General features: G+C 70.1%; 17 protein-coding genes and 1 pseudogene. 4 read left to right on the top strand and 14 right to left on the bottom strand.

What is annotated here, in order from left to right; translation table 11 throughout:
* Positions 1 to 143, top strand: a pseudogene (locus ACFE64_RS09030) (S-(hydroxymethyl)glutathione dehydrogenase); the annotation flags it as partial.
* Positions 143 to 1,393 carry an NAD(P)/FAD-dependent oxidoreductase gene (locus tag ACFE64_RS09025; protein WP_375392133.1) on the top strand — a complete coding sequence of 417 codons (1,251 nt, stop codon included), beginning with the start codon at positions 143 to 145 and terminating at the stop codon, positions 1,391 to 1,393. The pseudogene ACFE64_RS09030 and the gene ACFE64_RS09025, both read left to right, overlap by 1 nt.
* Before the next feature lie 258 nt (positions 1,394 to 1,651).
* On the opposite strand, the gene ACFE64_RS09020 is transcribed toward ACFE64_RS09025, so the two are convergent.
* Both ACFE64_RS09020 and rpmE read right to left on the bottom strand, forming a co-directional pair.
* Complete coding sequence (locus ACFE64_RS09020) at positions 1,652 to 1,966, bottom strand: PilZ domain-containing protein (protein ID WP_375392132.1); 315 nt, start codon at positions 1,964 to 1,966, stop codon at positions 1,652 to 1,654.
* A gap of 65 nt (positions 1,967 to 2,031) precedes the next feature.
* Positions 2,032 to 2,259: a 50S ribosomal protein L31 gene (rpmE, locus tag ACFE64_RS09015; protein ID WP_375392131.1), complete on the bottom strand. Its 228-nt coding sequence runs from the start codon at positions 2,257 to 2,259 to the stop codon at positions 2,032 to 2,034.
* Positions 2,260 to 2,394: 135 nt separating this feature from the next.
* Here rpmE and ACFE64_RS09010 point away from each other — a divergent pair, with 135 nt between their 5' ends.
* The gene (locus ACFE64_RS09010) at positions 2,395 to 2,808 is read left to right on the top strand and encodes a hypothetical protein (RefSeq protein WP_375392130.1); all 414 of its coding nucleotides are present in this window, start codon (positions 2,395 to 2,397) and stop codon (positions 2,806 to 2,808) included.
* On the opposite strand, the gene fabZ is transcribed toward ACFE64_RS09010, so the two are convergent.
* From fabZ to rpsB, 11 genes are all read right to left on the bottom strand, one after another.
* A complete protein-coding gene (gene fabZ, locus ACFE64_RS09005; RefSeq protein ID WP_375392129.1) occupies positions 2,774 to 3,196 on the bottom strand; it encodes a 3-hydroxyacyl-ACP dehydratase FabZ in 423 nt (140 codons plus the stop codon). The genes ACFE64_RS09010 and fabZ overlap by 35 nt on opposite strands.
* A 65-nt stretch (positions 3,197 to 3,261) precedes the next feature.
* Positions 3,262 to 3,918 carry an OmpH family outer membrane protein gene (locus tag ACFE64_RS09000; RefSeq protein WP_375392128.1) on the bottom strand — a complete coding sequence of 219 codons (657 nt, stop codon included), beginning with the start codon at positions 3,916 to 3,918 and terminating at the stop codon, positions 3,262 to 3,264.
* Positions 3,918 to 6,809 (bottom strand): outer membrane protein assembly factor BamA, encoded by a 2,892-nt coding sequence (bamA, locus tag ACFE64_RS08995; RefSeq protein ID WP_375392127.1) that lies wholly within the window; start codon positions 6,807 to 6,809, stop codon positions 3,918 to 3,920. Before bamA ends, ACFE64_RS09000 begins: the two co-directional genes overlap by 1 nt.
* Before the next feature lie 64 nt (positions 6,810 to 6,873).
* Entirely contained in the window at positions 6,874 to 7,992 is a 1,119-nt protein-coding gene (locus ACFE64_RS08990; RefSeq protein WP_375392126.1) for an RIP metalloprotease, read from the bottom strand.
* Positions 7,989 to 9,143: a 1-deoxy-D-xylulose-5-phosphate reductoisomerase gene (dxr, locus tag ACFE64_RS08985; RefSeq protein ID WP_375392125.1), complete on the bottom strand. Its 1,155-nt coding sequence runs from the start codon at positions 9,141 to 9,143 to the stop codon at positions 7,989 to 7,991. The genes ACFE64_RS08990 and dxr overlap by 4 nt, the downstream gene beginning before the upstream one ends.
* Positions 9,143 to 9,985: a phosphatidate cytidylyltransferase gene (locus tag ACFE64_RS08980; RefSeq protein ID WP_375392124.1), complete on the bottom strand. Its 843-nt coding sequence runs from the start codon at positions 9,983 to 9,985 to the stop codon at positions 9,143 to 9,145. The genes dxr and ACFE64_RS08980 overlap by 1 nt, the downstream gene beginning before the upstream one ends.
* Positions 9,982 to 10,698, bottom strand: coding sequence for a polyprenyl diphosphate synthase (gene uppS / locus ACFE64_RS08975; RefSeq protein WP_375392123.1), 717 nt, complete (start codon positions 10,696 to 10,698; stop codon positions 9,982 to 9,984). The genes ACFE64_RS08980 and uppS overlap by 4 nt, the downstream gene beginning before the upstream one ends.
* Positions 10,699 to 10,831: 133 nt before the next feature.
* Positions 10,832 to 11,389: a ribosome recycling factor gene (gene frr, locus ACFE64_RS08970; protein ID WP_375392122.1), complete on the bottom strand. Its 558-nt coding sequence runs from the start codon at positions 11,387 to 11,389 to the stop codon at positions 10,832 to 10,834.
* Positions 11,376 to 12,119: a UMP kinase gene (gene pyrH, locus ACFE64_RS08965; RefSeq protein WP_375392121.1), complete on the bottom strand. Its 744-nt coding sequence runs from the start codon at positions 12,117 to 12,119 to the stop codon at positions 11,376 to 11,378. The genes frr and pyrH overlap by 14 nt, the downstream gene beginning before the upstream one ends.
* Before the next feature lie 81 nt (positions 12,120 to 12,200).
* Positions 12,201 to 13,157 (bottom strand): translation elongation factor Ts, encoded by a 957-nt coding sequence (gene tsf / locus ACFE64_RS08960; RefSeq protein WP_375392120.1) that lies wholly within the window; start codon positions 13,155 to 13,157, stop codon positions 12,201 to 12,203.
* A gap of 82 nt (positions 13,158 to 13,239) precedes the next feature.
* On the bottom strand, positions 13,240 to 14,052 hold the full coding sequence (rpsB, locus tag ACFE64_RS08955; RefSeq protein WP_375392119.1) for a 30S ribosomal protein S2: 813 nt from the start codon (positions 14,050 to 14,052) through the stop codon (positions 13,240 to 13,242).
* A gap of 284 nt (positions 14,053 to 14,336) precedes the next feature.
* Between rpsB and ACFE64_RS08950 the strand changes: the two genes are divergently transcribed.
* A complete protein-coding gene (locus ACFE64_RS08950; RefSeq protein WP_375392118.1) occupies positions 14,337 to 14,573 on the top strand; it encodes a hypothetical protein in 237 nt (78 codons plus the stop codon).
* Here ACFE64_RS08950 and ACFE64_RS08945 read toward each other — a convergent pair.
* Positions 14,512 to 15,321 (bottom strand): CDP-alcohol phosphatidyltransferase family protein, encoded by an 810-nt coding sequence (locus ACFE64_RS08945; RefSeq protein ID WP_375392117.1) that lies wholly within the window; start codon positions 15,319 to 15,321, stop codon positions 14,512 to 14,514. The genes ACFE64_RS08950 and ACFE64_RS08945 overlap by 62 nt on opposite strands.
* Positions 15,322 to 15,449 lie beyond the last annotated feature (128 nt).

The raw sequence follows: 15,449 nt of genomic DNA, 5'->3' as shown, positions 1-15,449 counted from the left end.
TGCCCAGGATCGTCGACTGGTACATGGAGGGCAAGATCGCGATCGACCCGATGATTACCCACGTCCTCACGCTCGACGAGATCAACCGGGGCTTCGACCTCATGCACGCAGGCGAAAGCATCCGCTCGGTCGTGGTATACTGATGGAGCCGCGCTACGACGTGCTGATCGTCGGCGGCGGCCATGGCGGCGCGCAGGCGGCGATCGCGCTGCGGCAGCACGGGTTCGCCGGCTCGGTCGCGATCGTCGGCGACGAGCCGGAGCCGCCCTATGAACGCCCGCCGCTTTCCAAGGAATATCTGACCGGCGACCGGCCGTTCGAGCGGATGCTGATCCGGCCGCACGCCTTCTGGGCGGAGCGCGACGTGACGCTGCTGCTCGGGCGGCGCGTGGCGGCCGTCGACCCGGAGGCGCACGTCGTCACCACCGCCGCGGGAGAGAGCTTCGGCTACGGCAAGCTGATCTGGGCGGCGGGCGGCGCCGCGCGGCGGCTGGCGTGCGAGGGCCACCATCTGTCGGGCGTCCACACCGTTCGCACCCGCGCCGACGTCGACCAGCTCGCGGCCGAACTGCCGGGCGTCGGGCGCGTCGCGGTCGTCGGCGGCGGCTATATCGGGCTGGAGGCGGCGTCGGCGCTCGCCAAACTGGGGAAACAGGTGGTGCTGATCGAGACGCTGAGCCGCGTGCTGGCGCGCGTCGCCGGGGTCGCGCTGTCGCGCTTCTTCGAGGCGGAGCATCGCGCGCACGGCGTCGAGATCCGATTGAACACGACGGTCGAGAGCATCGCCGGTGCCGAGCGGGTCGAAGGCGTGCGGCTGGGCGGCGGCGAGACGCTCGCCTGCGACATGGTGATCGTCGGCATCGGCATCGTGCCGGCGGTAGCGCCGCTGCTCGCGGCCGGCGCGCGCGGCGGCAACGGCGTGGCGGTCGACGCGCACGGCCGCACCAGCCTCCCCGACATCTTCGCGGTCGGCGACTGCGCGCTGCACGCCAACCGCTTCGCCGACGGCCTGCCGGTCCGGCTCGAATCGGTCCAGAACGCCAACGATCAGGCGACGGTCGCGGCGAAGACGATCGCCGGCGTGGAGGCCGTCTACGACGCCGTGCCGTGGTTCTGGTCCAACCAGTACGACCTCAAGCTGCAGACCGTCGGCCTGTCCGCCGGCCATGACGCGGAGGTGCTGCGCGGGGATCCCGCCGCCCGCGCCTTCTCGATCGTCTATCTCAAGGCCGGCCGCGTCGTCGCGCTCGACTGCGTGAACGCGGTGCGCGACTATGTGCAGGGCCGCGCGCTGGTGCTGGCCGGCGCGGCCGCCGATCCGGCGCGTCTCGCCGACCCCGCCGTGACGCTCAAGGAAATCGCGGCCGGTCAGACTGCGATTCAGCTGATCTGACTCGCCTGCCCGGCGCAGGCCGGGGCCAGTTGCCATGACTGTCGAGCATTGTCCGGTCGGCCGGTGCAGCCCGACACTGGGCCCCGGCCTGCGCCGGGGCGGCGGTGGACAAGACCGCTTCCACCCAGCCGACGCGAACGCTTGTGTCCCCGCGAAGGCGGGGATCCGGTCTTGCGGAGCAAATCGCCTGTCGGCGAGCCCAGGCTCCCGCCTGCGCGGGAGAACTGCTTCGGCTTTGCCGGATCATGCTTCAGCCCGTCAGCCCAGCGCGATCAGGTCGTCGAACTGTGCGGGCGTCAGCGCCTTGCGGAACTGGCAGCCCGCCGCGAAATCGTCCGCCCACATCACCACGGCGGGGATCGGCCCGACGCGCGGCAGCGTCAGCCGGATCGCGGCGCCCCGGCGCATCGCCGAATAAGTCTGCAGCCGCGCGCCGTGCATCGACACGTCGACGACCTTGCACAAGGTGCGGTCCAGCCCTGCCTTCCCGACGTCGGCGTCGAGCGCCACCGCCGCGCGCGCCGAGCGGCGCTTCTGCTCGGGGGCGACGGGTTCGAACTCGGCGGCGAACATGCCCCGACGCTAGGCCGCCGATGGTAAACGATCCGTCAGCGCCTCTTCGCCAGAGGGCCAGACCGTCAGCGCTTCAGCGTCAGCCCGCCGAACCGCTTGTTGAACCGCGCGACCTGCCCGCCCGCGTCGAGCATCGTGCCGCGGCCGCCGGTCCAGGCCGGATGCGCCAGCGGATCGATGTCGAGCGTCATCGTGTCGCCCTCCTTGCCCCAGGTGGAGCGGGTCTCGAACACGGTGCCGTCGGTCATCTGCACCTTGATCATGTGGTAGTCGGGATGCGTGTCGGCCTTCATGGGTCAAGCTCCGGGATTGGCCGGTTTCCGACCGGCCGAAAGGAAGCGGCGCGCCTAGCAGACGCGGCGCGCGGGGGCAATCGCCTCGCCCGCACCGCATCGGCGTGCTATGCGGCTGCGACCAGGAGGTGCGCGATGCCGCTGTTCCCGACGTTCCGCCGGCCCTGCCCCTACCAGGCCGATCTGGCCGCGGTGATGGACGGCGACTGGTGCCGGATGTGCGGGCAGCAGGTGCATGACATCACAGACCTGAGCGACGCCGCCCGCGCCGCCCTGCTCGGGCGGTGCGATGGCGCGATCTGCGTCAGCTATCGCGTGCCGGTCGTCATGGCGGCGGCGGCGCTGGCGGTCTCCGCGGCGGCGCCGGCCATCGCCGCGCCGCACGGGAAGCACCGCGGCCACAAGGTCACGCAGCCGGCGCCGGTCGTCATCACCCTGGCGGGCCTGCCGCTGATGGTGCCGCCCGAGCCGTCGACGCCGCCTGCCACCGGCGCGACCGCCCCCTCGCCGGCCGCTACGCCGTCGGCGGGTCCGCGATCATCGCCGTGAACTCGCACTCGGCCGCGACCTGGCCGTCGACGAGCGCACGGCCGGCGAACCTGCAGACGCGGGCGCGCTTCTGGAGGAAGCTCGCCTCCAGCCGGAGCAGCACGCCCGGCTCGACCGGCTTGCGGAACTTCGCGCCGTCGATCGCCATGAAATAGACGAGCTTGCCCGAGCCGGCGAGGCCCAGGCTCTCCACCGCCAGGATGCCCGCGGCCTGCGCCAGCGCCTCGACGATCAGCACGCCCGGCATGATCGGGCGGCCGGGGAAATGCCCCTGGAAGAAGCCCTCGTTGATCGTCACCGCCTTGATCGCGGCGATGCGCTCGTCGCGCACCAGCTCCTCGACGCGATCGACGAGGAGCATGGGGTAGCGATGCGGCAGCGCCGCCACGACCCGCCCGATATCGAGCGGGCCGATGGCGGCCCCGCCGGCTTGGCCGGCAGAACCTTCAGCGCTCACCGGCCGCCGCGTGAGGAACGCGAAGGGGTAACCGCCGGCGCGGCCGTCGCGGCGGGAACGCCGGCGGCGCCCTGCTGCTGCCCGGGCTGCCAGTTGGCGGGCACCGCGGTGCTCACGCTCGGCACGAGGCGGTCGAGCTCGGTGGTGATCGCCGGCGTCAGGTCCGCCGCCGGCTGCGCGGTCAGCACCGCCTGGGGCGAGACGATCAGCGAGACGTTGCGCGCGCGCATCACGTTTTGCACCGCATCGCCCAGCTTCGTCTGGATCTGCTCGGCGGCATAGGCCTGGGCGCGCTTGGCGGGCAGCGTGATCGTGTCGATCTCCTGCTGGCCGGCCTGCTCCTTGGCCTGGATCGCCTGGGCCTGCGTCTGCAGCGTCGCCTGATTGGCGTTGGGCTGGCTGCGCGCGGTGTTGAACGACGTGACCATCGGCTGCAGCTCGGCCTGGATGGCCTGGCTGCGCGTGCTCGCCTGATCGATCTGGGCCTTGTACTGCGTGCGGATCTGCGTGGTCGCGGCCTGGAAGGCCTTGGTGTTGACCACCGCGCCCTGCGGATCGACGACGGCGACGGTCTGCGCCATGGCCGGCGCGGCGGCGAGGAGGCCTGGCGCGGCGAGCGCAGCGGCGGTGAGGAAGGTGGCGAGCTTGGTCATCAGAACTGCGTTCCTACGTTGAAGGTGACGAGCTTCTTGTCGTCGCCCGGTTGAGACAGGAGGACCTTGGCGACATCGATCCGCAAGGGCCCGAATGGCGAATTCCAGTTGACGCCAAAGCCGATCGACAGGCGCGGCCGAGCGGAGTTGCCCAGGAACCGTTCCAGGAACGGCGGCGTCGATGTCGCATCGACGCTGTTGGGAGCGGTGGTGCCCGGGCAGGCGATGCCGGGCGCGGCGGGCGCGGCGTCATACCCCGATTTGCAGGTCGTGGTAAGGCCCGCGCTCGGGTTCGCCGTCACGCCGTCGTCGAGGAGGGTGGGGGTGAGATAAAGCTGATTGCCCGCCGCGTCCTTGATGTTGGTGACGATCGGCTGCACGATGCCGTTGACGGTCTGAAATTGGGCGGTCGGCAGCGGCTGCTTGATGCCGAACAGCGAGCCGGCCTGCACATAGATGGACGGCCGCAGTCCGAGCTCGCGCGCGCCGGCGCCGAGCGGAATCTCCAGCTCCAGCCGGCCGAGATAATAGGCCTTACCGCCCAGCGCGTCATCGACAATATCGTCGCGACCCAATTTCAGAGTCTGGGTCTGCGTTCCGTCAGGGTTCGTGACCACATCATTATAATAAATGCGCTGCACGCGTGGGCCGACGCCGCGGATGTCGAACCCGCGGAACTGCGGCTCGCCGAGATAGAAGCGATCGGTGATCCGCACCGTATCGATGCCCGGGCCGCGACTGCCCTCCAGCGATTTGATCCAGCCGCCCTCGCCGTTGAACGACAGGACGAAGCCGCCGCCGACGCCGTGATATTTCGCGAAGTTGGCGCGCGTGCGGATGTAGCGCACATCGCCGCCCAGGCCGGCGAAGTCCTGCCCGAAGGTGAATTGCGAGCCGGCGGTCGGGCGCAGGCGGCTGTTGAGGCTGTCGTTGAGGATCGAATAGCCGACCGACGACGTGTAGCGGTTGCCCAGCGCCTCGCACAGATACCGGCCCGCCTGCAGCGGATCGCACGTGTCGCCGGGGCTGTTGCCGCGGACGCCGTCATTGTTGCTGTCGGTGAAGAACGAGCCCTGATCCAGCCCGACCTGATCGTAGGACAGCCCGTAGCGCGCCGACAGCGACCAATATTCGGTCAGCGGCACGCCCAGGCGGACCTGGAAGCCGGTCGAGGTCTGCGAATAGGTGGTCTGCCGCGAGTCGCCCAGATAGTTGAAGTTGTTGTAATCGCGCCGGAACACGTCGACGCCGAGCGCGACGTTCTTGTCGAAGAGATAGGGCTCGGTGAAGCCCAGTTCCAGCGACTTGGAATAGCTCGAATAATCGGCGCCGAGCCGCAGCTCCTGGCCCTTGCCGCGGAAGTTGCGCTGCGTGACGTTGGCCTGCAGGATCAGGTTTTCCAGGCTCGAATAGCCGGCCGACAGCTGCAGCTCGCCGGTCGATTTCTCCTCGACATTCGCCTCCAGCACCACGCGATCGGGGGCGGAGCCGGGGTTCTGCTTGATCTCGAACTTGTCCTGGAAGAAGCCGAGCGAATTGATGCGGTCCTGCGAGCGCTTGACCTGGAAGCTGTTGAACGCGTCGCCCTCCGCCAGGCGGATCTCGCGGCGGACCACCTTGTCCTGCGTCTGCGTGTTGCCGTTGATGTCGACACGCTCGACATAGGTGCGCTGCGCCTGCGCGATGTGGAAGTTCAACGACATGGTCAGCGTGTCGCGGTCCGGATTGAACTCCGGTTTCACATCGGTGAAGGCATAGCCGAACAGGCCGGCCGACTGGTTCAGCTGATCGACCGAGTCCTCGACTTTCTTGGCGTTGTACCAGTCGCCCTTCGTGAGCGGCAGCGACGACGCGAGTTTCTTGTTGTCGAAATCGCGGATCTCGCTGTCCACGGTGATGTCGCCGAACTTGTAGCGCTTCCCCTCCTCGACGACGTAGGTGATGATGAAGTCGCGCTTGTCGGGCGTGAGCTCGGCGACCGCGGAGATGACGCGGAAATCCGCATAGCCTTCCGTGAGATAGAACTGCCGCAGCTTCTGCTGATCGTAGTTCAGCCGGTCCTGGTCGTAGCTGGTGCCCGATGAGAAGAAGCGGAAGTAGCGCGCCTGCTTGGTCGCCATCTGGCCGCGCAGCTTGTCGTCGGAGAAGACCTCGTTGCCGATGATGTTGATCTGCCGGACCTTGGATTTCGGCCCCTCGGTAATCTCGAACACCACGTCGACGCGGTTCTGGTCGAGCGACACCATCTTGGGCTCGATCACGGCGGCAAAGCGGCCCTGCCGGCGATAGAGCTCGACGATGCGGCCGACATCGGCGCGGACGGCCGAGCGGGTGAAGATCTGGCGCGGCTTGAGCTTGACCTCCTTGTCGATCTTGTCCTGCTTGAGCGTCTTGTTGCCCTCGAAGATCACCCGGTTGATGATCGGGTTCTCGCGGATGCGCAGCACGATGTCGCCGGTCTCGACGCCGGAGATCGAGAAGTCGGCGAAGAGGTCGGAGGCCTGCAGGTCCTTCAGCGCCTGATCGAGCGACTCCGCATTATAGGCGATGCCGACGCGCAATCGCGTGTAGGAGAGCACCGTCTCCGGCTCGATGCGCTGCGATCCTTCGACGCGGAGCGATTTGATGGTCTTCGCGTTGGGATCGGTGACCGGCTTCTCGTTCGACAGGTCCGGCGCGGGCAGTTGCTCGGGCCGGGCGCTGCCGGGCACGCCTTGTCCGGCGCCACGCCTGCCCTGACCACCCGGGCGATGCTGACCCCCGCCGCGGCCATAGCCGCCGCCGGGACCCTGCGCATCGGCGGCCTGCGCGATGCCGCCGAGCACGGTGCCGGCCAGCAGCGTGGCCGCGATGACCCGCGCGCCGGGCGAACAAGACTTGAGAACCGCCACTCTGTACCCCAACCGCAAAGTAATTCCGTGTGCGGCCTCGCGCGCCGCCCCTGCCCCAATCGGGTCAGCCGATCAACCCGGCGAGCCGGCTCCACAACCCGGCCGCACCCAGATCGTTGAAGGTCACGAGCAGCATCAGGGCCGCCAGCGCGGCCAGCCCGCCGCGATACGCCCACTCCTGCGCCGTCGGCCCCACCGGCCGCCGCCGCACGACCTCGATCGCGTAGAAGAGCAGATGGCCACCATCCAGCATCGGGACTGGCAGGAGATTGATGAACCCGAGATTGATGGAGACCAGCGCGATCAGATAGACCCACATCCCCCAGCCGACCGCCAGCGTCGCACCCGATGCGCGCGCGATGGTGATGGGGCCGCCCAGCTCGCGCACGGAGCGGCGGCCGGTCACGATCTGGCCGATCGCATCGGTCATCACGCCGATGATCTCGCCCGTGCGGCGCACGCCCACCACCGCGGCCTGCGGCAGCGACGCCGGCGGCGGCGAGACGCCGAGCATGCCGATCGCGACCCGCCGGCCATCGGCGGCGCGCGCGGGCTGCGCGCCGATCGTCGCGGTCAGCGTGACGGGTTTGCCGTCGCGCACCAGCTCGACACGCACCGCCTGGCCGGGACGCGGCTGGATGATGTCGCTGAGCTGCGCGAACGCGTCGACCGGCCGGCCGGCGATCGCCGTGATCCGGTCGCCCACCCGCAGGCCCGCCCGCTGCGCCGCGCTGGCGGGCGCCACCGCGCCGACCGCCGGCGGGCCGTACGCATCGCCATAGGCGAGCGCGAAGCCGGCAAGGATCAGCACCGCCGCGAGGAGGTTCACCGCCGGCCCCGCCGCGACGATCAGCGCGCGCTGCCACACCGGCTTCGCCTGGAACGTGCGGTTGCGCTCGTCGGCGGGCATCGCCAGCCAATCGGCCGACGGCTGCGACACCGCGTTCATGTCGCCGGCGAAGCGGACATAGCCGCCCAGCGGCAGCCAGGCGAGCTTCCAGCGCGTGCCGCGCCGGTCGGTCCAGCCCGCGATCTCGCGACCGAAGCCGATCGAGAAGGCGTCCGCCTTCACGCCGAACAGGCGCCCCGCCCAATAATGGCCCATCTCGTGGATGAACACGAGCGGCGCGATCACGCCGACGAAGGCGAGAAGCGTGAGCAGCAGGCCCGGGGAATGGATCAAACGACGCAATCCTTTACGCGCTCGCCCGCCAGCGCCCTCGCCTCCGCATCGACGGCGAGGACCGCGGCGAGGTCGCCCGGCGCCGGCGGATCGAAGCGATCGAGCGTTTCGGCCACGATTGCGGCGATTTCGAGGAAGCCGATACGGCGGCCCAGGAACGCCGCTACCGCGACCTCGTTCGCCGCGTTCAGGATCGCCGGCCGGGCGCCGCCCGCCCGCAGCACGTCGCGGGCGAGCCGCAGCGCCGGGAACCGCCCTTCGTCCGGCGCCGCGAAGTCAAGCCGGCCGAGCGCCACCAGATCGAGCGGCGGGACCGGCGCGGCCATCCGATCGGGCCAGGCGAGCGTGTGCGCGATCGGCACGCGCATGTCGGACGGCCCGAGCTGGGCGAGCAACGAGCCGTCGACATACTCCACGAGGCTGTGGATCACCGACTGGCGATGGATGACGATCTCGATCCGCTCGGGATCGACGGGAAACAGCCGCGCCGCCTCGATCAGTTCGAGGCCCTTGTTGAACATCGTCGCGCTGTCGACCGAGATCTTCGCGCCCATCGACCAGTTGGGATGCGCGACCGCCTGTTCCGGCGTGGCGACGCGCATCCGTTCGGTCGACCACTCGCGGAACGGGCCGCCGCTGCCCGTCAGCACGATGCGGCGCACGCGCTCGGGCCGGGCGAAGTCGAAGCACTGGAAGATCGCGTTGTGCTCGCTGTCCGCCGGCAGCAGCGTCGCGCCGGAGTCGCGCGCAGCGGCGAGGATCAGCTCGCCTGCCGAGACCAGCGGCTCCTTGTTGGCGAGCACCACCGTGCCGCCGGCCCGGACCGCGGCCATGACGGGTTCGAGCCCCGCGCAGCCGACGATCGCCGCCATCGTCCAGTCCGCCCCCGCCGCCGCGTCGATCAGCGCCTCACGCCCGCCCGCCACGTCGACGTTCGTGCCGCGCAGCGCCTCGCGCAGCGCCGGCAGCCGCGTCTCGTCGCCGATCACCGCCCACGCCGCTCCCGTGCGTCGCGCGGCGGCAGCGAGCTTGGCCACGTCCTGCTGCGCCGTCAGCGCGCGCACACGGAACCGGCCGGGTTCGCGTTCGATCAGGTCGAGCGTGGAAGCGCCGACCGAGCCGGTCGCCCCGAGGACGGTGATGGTCCGCATCAGCTCTGAAAGCGATACAGCAGCGGCACGACGAGCGCGAGGAACGCCGCGGCGGGGGCGACCGGCACGACGCCGTCCAGCCGATCCATCACGCCGCCATGGCCGGGCAGCAGATTGCCCGAATCCTTGACGCCGGCCCGCCGTTTCAGCGCGCTCTCATACAGGTCGCCCGCCTGCGCGAGCACCGCCAGCGCGGGCGTCGCCAGCGTGAGCCGCAGCGGCAGGCCGTACCAGGCGTGGAATCCCGCGCCGACCAGCGACGCCAGCGCGACGCCGCCGACGAGCCCGGCCCAGGTCTTGGACGGGCTCCAGCGCGGCGCCAGCTTCGGCCCACCGATCGCGCGGCCGGCGAAATAGGCGCCGATGTCGGTCGCCCAGACCAGCGCCAGCGTCCACAGCGTCCAGATCAGGCCCCAGAAGGTGTCGCCCGCGTCGGGCGCGTGCTGGCGGCGCAGCAGCGTCAACGCCAGCACCGGCAGGCCGCAATAAAGGACGCCGAGCGCCAGCCCGCGCCGGCCGGTGACGATCACGACGAAGAACGCCGCCGCGGCCAGCAGCCCCAGCACGAAGAACGGCCGGCTCTCTCCGATGATCGACACCGGCGCCATCAGCACCAGCGGCACGAACAGCGTGAACTGCGCGATCCGCGTCTCGCGCGGGCCGGCGCCGTGCAGCGCGGACCATTCCGCCATCATCAGCAGCACCGCCACCACCGCCAGCAGCCAGAACAGCACGCCGCCGAGCACGATCGCGACGATCGCCACCGCCAGCATCGCCGCGCCGGCCAGCGCCCGCGTGACGAGCTCGGACCGTGGCCCGGGCGCGGTGCGCAGCTCGCTCACAGGCCGCCATAGCGGCGCTGGCGGCGGCCGAAGGCGGCGATCGCGTCCGCCAGCTCGTCCGCGCCGAAATCGGGCCAGAGCGTGTCGACGAACAGCAGCTCGGCATAGGCCGCCTGCCACAGCAGGAAGTTGGACAGTCGCTGTTCGCCGGAGGTGCGGATCAGCAGGTCGAGCGGCGGCAGCGCGGCCGTTTCCAGCTCCGCCTCGATGGCCGCCTCGTCGATCGCCTCGGCCGGCAGCCGCGCCGCGAGCCGGCGGGCGGCGGCGGCCAGTTCGGCCTGGGCGCCGTAATTCAGCGCGATGGCGAGCACCGGGCCGGTGTTGCCGTCCGTGCGCGCCACCGCATCGTCGACCAGCGCGACGAGGTCGGGCGCGAAACGCCGGTAATCGCCGATCACCCGCAGCCGGACGTTCTCGCGCACCAGCTCGGCGAGATCGGAGCGGATGAACAGCCGCAGCAGGCCCATCAGGTCGCTGACCTCCTCCTCCGGCCGCCGCCAGTTCTCGGACGAGAAGGCGTAGAGCGTCAGCGCCTCCAGCCCCATCGCCCGCGCCGCGCGCGTCACGCGCCGCACCGCCTCCACGCCCGCGCGGTGGCCGGCGAGCCGCGGCAGCCGCCGCTGCTTCGCCCAGCGCCCGTTGCCGTCCATGATGATGGCGACATGGCGCGGCAGCGCGGCGGGCGCGAGCTCGGGAACGGCGGCGGTGGCCATGGCTACTTCCCCTCCCGCACGCGGGAGGGGACCGGGGAGTGGGCCAGCGCTCCCAACCGGGCGCTGCAGGTCGGGCCGGGGGCCCACCCCCGACCCCTCCGGCAAGCGGGAGGGGAGAAGGCGCTCATGCCTCTCACTTGCCCATGATTTCCTTTTCCTTCGCCGACGCAGCGGCGTCGATGTCGGCGATCGTCTTGTCGGTGAGCTTCTGCAGCTCGCCCTCGTGGCGCTTGCGTTCGTCCTCGCCGAACACGTTCTTCTTCTCGTCGGTCTTGAGCGCGTCCATGCCGTCGCGGCGGACGTTGCGCGCGGCGATCTTGGCCTTTTCGGAATAGGACCCGGCCAGCTTCGCCAGCTCGCGGCGGCGCTCCTCGGTCAGGTCGGGGATCGGCAGGCGCAGCGTGGTGCCGTCGTTGATCGGGTTCAGCCCGAGCCCCGCCGAGCGGATCGCCTTCTCGACCGGGCCGACATTCGACTTGTCCCACACCTGCACCGACAGCATGCGCGGCTCGGGCACGGAGACGGTCGCCACCTGGTTGAGCGGCATGTGGCTGCCATAGACCTCCACCGTCACCGGATCGAGCAGCGTGGTGGAGGCGCGGCCGGTGCGCAGGCCGCCAAGATCGTGCTTCAGCGCCTCGGTCGCGCCCGCCATGCGGCGTTCGAGATCTGACTTGTCATAGGCGGGCATCGGCCGGCTCTCCTTGCACGATCGTGGATACGCCGTCCCCGGCCAGCACGGCGGCGAAATTGCCGTGCTCGCGGATGTTGAAGACGACGATGGGAATGGCGTTGTCGCGGCACAGCGCGACGGCGGAGGCGTCCATCACCTTCAGGTTGCGGGCGAGGACCGCGTCGTAACTGATCGTTTCGTAGCGCTTCGCGGTGGCGACCTGCTTCGGGTCCGCGTCATAGACGCCGTCGACGCTGGTGCCCTTGAACAGCGCGTCGCATTTCATCTCGGCCGCGCGCAGCGCCGCGCCGCTGTCGGTGGTGAAATAGGGGCTGCCGACGCCGGCGGCGAAGATGACCACGCGGCCCTTTTGCAGGTGGCGCTCGGCGCGGCGGCGGATGAACGGCTCGCAGACCGACGCCATCGGGATCGCGGACTGGACGCGCGTCTCCACACCGATCGCCTCCAGCGCGTTCTGCACCGCGAGCGCGTTCATCACCGTCGCCAGCATGCCCATGTAATCGGCGGTCGCCCGCTCGATGCCCTTGGCGGCGGCCGAAATGCCGCGGAAGATGTTGCCGCCGCCGACCACGACGCACAGCTGATGGCCATTGGCCTGCACGTCCGCGATCTCGCCGGCGACGCGCGCGGTGACGGCGGGGTCGATCGCGAGCCCGCCATCCCCGTCCCCCATCAGCACCTCTCCCGACAGCTTCAGGAGGATGCGCTTGAACCGGCGGTCGGGCATGGCGGCTGGGCTATACGGGGCGAAGCGGGAGGGCAACCATCTGCACCGAAAGCGGACGCGATCGTCGCCCTCCCCCGTCGTTCAGGCCGCGGGTTCCGGCTCGTCCTGCTTCTGCGGCACGCCCGACGCGGCGGCGACCTCGGCGGCGAAATCCGACTGCTCCTTCTCGATGCCCTCGCCGAGCTGGAAACGGACATAGTCCTTGAGCACGATCGGGCTGCCGGCATCCTTGCCCGCCCTGGCGACCACGTCGCTGATCTTGGTCTTGCCGTCCATCACGAACAGCTGGCTGACCAGCGCGTGCTCCTTGCGGTATTTGGCGATCCCGCCCTCGACCATCTTGGCGATGATGTCGGCCGGCTTGCCGCTGTCGGCCGCCTTCTCGGTCGCGATCGCGCGCTCGCGCTCGATCTCGGCCTCGTCGAGGTCCGCCTCGTTCAGCGCCTTGGGGAACGCCGCGGCGATGTGCATGGCGAGCTGCTTGCCCAGATCCTGCAACGCCGCCTCGGGCGCGGCGCTCTCCAGCGCGACCAGCACGCCGATCTTGCCCAGCCCCGGCGCCTGCTGGTTGTGGACATACGCCACCACCGCGCCCTGCAACACCTCCAGCCGCCTCGCGCGACGCAGCGACTGGTTCTCGCCGATGGTGGCGATGTTGTTGGTCAGCGTGTCGCCGACGGTCGTGCCGGACGGCATCGCCTCAGCCTTCAGCGCCTCGACCTCGCCGCCCGTGGCGAGCGCCAGCTGCGTCACCTCGCGCACGAAGTCCTGGAACTGCGCGTTCTTGGCGACGAAGTCGGTCTCGGAATTGACCTCCACCACGGCGCCGCGCGTGCCGCTGATCGCGACGCCGACCAGCCCCTCGGCCGCGGTGCGGCTCGACTTCTTCTGCGCGGCCGCGAGGCCCTTGGTGCGCAGCCAGTCCATCGCCGCGTCCATCTCGCCGCCGGTCTCGTTCAGCGCCTTCTTGCAATCCATCATGCCCGCGCCGCTCTTCTCGCGCAGGTCCTTGACCATGGAAGCCGTGATCTCGGCCATTGTCCCAGTCCTTCTTCAATGTGACGGCGGGCGGCGCCGCACCTGTCGACCCCGCCCGCCGGAATGTGTCCGTGCGAAGCGCTCAGGCGGTCGCTTCGGCCCCGGCGTCGGCAGCCGCGGCCGCATCGACCGGCGTCGGATCGGTGCCCAGCGACGCCTCGGCCGGCGGCTCGGCCATCGCGCCGATGTCGCCGCCGCGGCGCGAGACCTGCTCCTGGCCGCCGCGCGTCGCCGCGATCGCGATCGCCTCGCAATACAGGCGGATGGCCCGGCTCGCGTCGTCATTGGCCGGCACCGGGAAGGCGATGCCGTCCGGGCTCACGTTCGAATCGAGGATCGCCACCACCGGGATGCCCAGCGTGTTCGCTTCCTTGATCGCCAGCTCTTCCTTGTTCGCGTCGATCACGAACATCACCTCGGGGATGCCGCCCATGTCGCGGATGCCGCCCAGGCTCATCTCGAGCTTGTCGCGTTCGCGGGTGAGCTGCAGCACCTCCTTCTTGGTGAGGCCCACGGTGTCGCCGCCCAGCTGCTCCTCCAGCGCCTTCATGCGCCGGATCGAGTTGCTGATCGTCTTCCAGTTGGTGAGCATGCCGCCCAGCCAGCGGTGGTTGACGAAATGCTGGTTGGCACGGCGCGCGGCGTCCGCGATCGGCTCCTGCGCCTGGCGCTTGGTGCCGACGAACAGCACCTTGCCGCCTGAGGCGACGGTGGAGCTGACGAACTCCAGCGCGCGGGCGAACAGCGGCACGGTCTGCGACAGGTCCAGGATGTGGACGCCGTTGCGGTCGCCGAAGATATACGGCCGCATCTTCGGGTTCCAGCGATGCGTCTGGTGGCCGAAATGCGCGCCGGTTTCGATCAATTGCTGCATGGAGACGACGGGCGCCGCCATAGGATGGTTCCTTCCGGTTGAGCCTCTGGGAAGCGGGAACCCCACAGGTGGGGCACCGGGCTATGTTGCTTCCCATGTGGGATTGAGGCGGCGCGTTTAGGCGCAGAGACGCGCGAACGCAAGCGCTTGACCGAAGAACGATTGTGGAACATAGACGGACTACGGCGGGAACATGGAGCACCTGCCGCATCAGGAACGCCCTTTTCACAGGTGTTTAGGAACCTGTGGATAACTCGCCCGTTCGGGTGAGCTGGACGAGGCGCGTTGCGACCTTGGAGGCGAATATGGCAGGTTTGGTGGCAGTGGCGGTGTTCGCGGGCGCGATGGCAATGGCCGTTGCGGCGATCTGGTCGACGGTAGCGCCGGAATGGCATCGGATCGCCAGGCTCGCCGTCGGGCAGGTCGAGGAACCCTTCCGCCCGCTGGCCGCGCTCGTCCGGGCGGAGCGGCGCATCGCGGTCAAGCGCTGGGCGGCGTCGCCGATCCCCGCCCCGCTATCCCGCTTGCGCGCGACCGCCTGAACCGGGCGTAACCCGCGACGCTGAACGGGATGGTCGCGACGTAACCGATCGTCACCGCGGTCAGGGTCTGCCAGGGCGCAGACACCAGCGCCGCGGCCAGCATCACCGCCGCCGCGATTGCCTCGAACCGGACATGACGACGCAGGCGGAACGACTTCCAGCTATAGGTCGCCAGGCTCGACACCATGAGCAGCGCGGTGCCGGCCGTCCACGGCGCAACCAGCCATGGCGAGGCGGCGAGCGGCTGCTCGCTCCAGAGCCAGATGAACAGGGGTAACAGCGCGATCCCCGCGGCCGCCGGCGCTGGCACGCCGGTGAGGTAGCCGGCGGCCTTGCGGGGCTGTTCGTCGATGTCGATCTGCGCGTTGAAGCGGGCGAGCCGGAGCGCGCAGAACACCGCCAGCATCAACGCGCACATCCAGCCGATCCGCGGCGCATGACGCAGCGACCACAGATACAGGATCAGCGCGGGCGCGACCCCGAACGAGATCGCGTCGGACAGCGAGTCGAGCTCCGCGCCGAATCGGCTTTCGCCGCGCAGCAGCCGGGCGACGCGACCGTCGAGCCCGTCGAGCACGCCGGCGACGAGGATCATCGCCACCGCCTGCTCCCATTCCCCCGCGATCGCGAACCGCACGCCCGACAGGCCCGCACAGAGCGCCAGCGCGGTGATGACGTTGGGGATCACCGCGCGCAGCGGAATGCCGCGTACCGGGCGGCGCTGGCGCAGCCGCGGGGCGCGCGCCACCTTCTAGCTCCTCCCCGGGACGGAGAGGGGGACCGCGCCGCGCAACGGCGTGGTGGAGGGGGCTCCGGCCCGGACGATCCGCTCGCAATGGAGCCCCCTCCACCGCCGCCTGCGGCGGCGGTCCCCCT

The organism is uncultured Sphingomonas sp., from assembly GCF_964250165.1.
In the GTDB taxonomy this organism is placed as follows: Bacteria; Pseudomonadota; Alphaproteobacteria; order Sphingomonadales; family Sphingomonadaceae; genus Sphingomonas.
The sequence above is the reverse complement of the archived record's forward strand: the minus strand, read 5'-3'. Positions and strand labels throughout refer to the sequence as shown.

Coding starts and splice junctions, on each gene's coding strand:
- rpmE (WP_375392131.1), bottom strand. CDS start 2,259: ATGAAGGCCGACACGCATCCCGACTACCACATGATCAAGGTGCAGATG.
- ACFE64_RS09020 (WP_375392132.1), bottom strand. CDS start 1,966: ATGTTCGCCGCCGAGTTCGAACCCGTCGCCCCCGAGCAGAAGCGCCGC.
- ACFE64_RS09000 (WP_375392128.1), bottom strand. CDS start 3,918: ATGACCAAGCTCGCCACCTTCCTCACCGCCGCTGCGCTCGCCGCGCCA.
- tsf (WP_375392120.1), bottom strand. CDS start 13,157: ATGGCCGAGATCACGGCTTCCATGGTCAAGGACCTGCGCGAGAAGAGC.
- pyrH (WP_375392121.1), bottom strand. CDS start 12,119: ATGCCCGACCGCCGGTTCAAGCGCATCCTCCTGAAGCTGTCGGGAGAG.
- frr (WP_375392122.1), bottom strand. CDS start 11,389: ATGCCCGCCTATGACAAGTCAGATCTCGAACGCCGCATGGCGGGCGCG.
- uppS (WP_375392123.1), bottom strand. CDS start 10,698: ATGGCCACCGCCGCCGTTCCCGAGCTCGCGCCCGCCGCGCTGCCGCGC.
- dxr (WP_375392125.1), bottom strand. CDS start 9,143: ATGCGGACCATCACCGTCCTCGGGGCGACCGGCTCGGTCGGCGCTTCC.
- ACFE64_RS09010 (WP_375392130.1), top strand. CDS start 2,395: ATGCCGCTGTTCCCGACGTTCCGCCGGCCCTGCCCCTACCAGGCCGAT.
- ACFE64_RS09025 (WP_375392133.1), top strand. CDS start 143: ATGGAGCCGCGCTACGACGTGCTGATCGTCGGCGGCGGCCATGGCGGC.
- ACFE64_RS08950 (WP_375392118.1), top strand. CDS start 14,337: ATGGCAGGTTTGGTGGCAGTGGCGGTGTTCGCGGGCGCGATGGCAATG.
- rpsB (WP_375392119.1), bottom strand. CDS start 14,052: ATGGCGGCGCCCGTCGTCTCCATGCAGCAATTGATCGAAACCGGCGCG.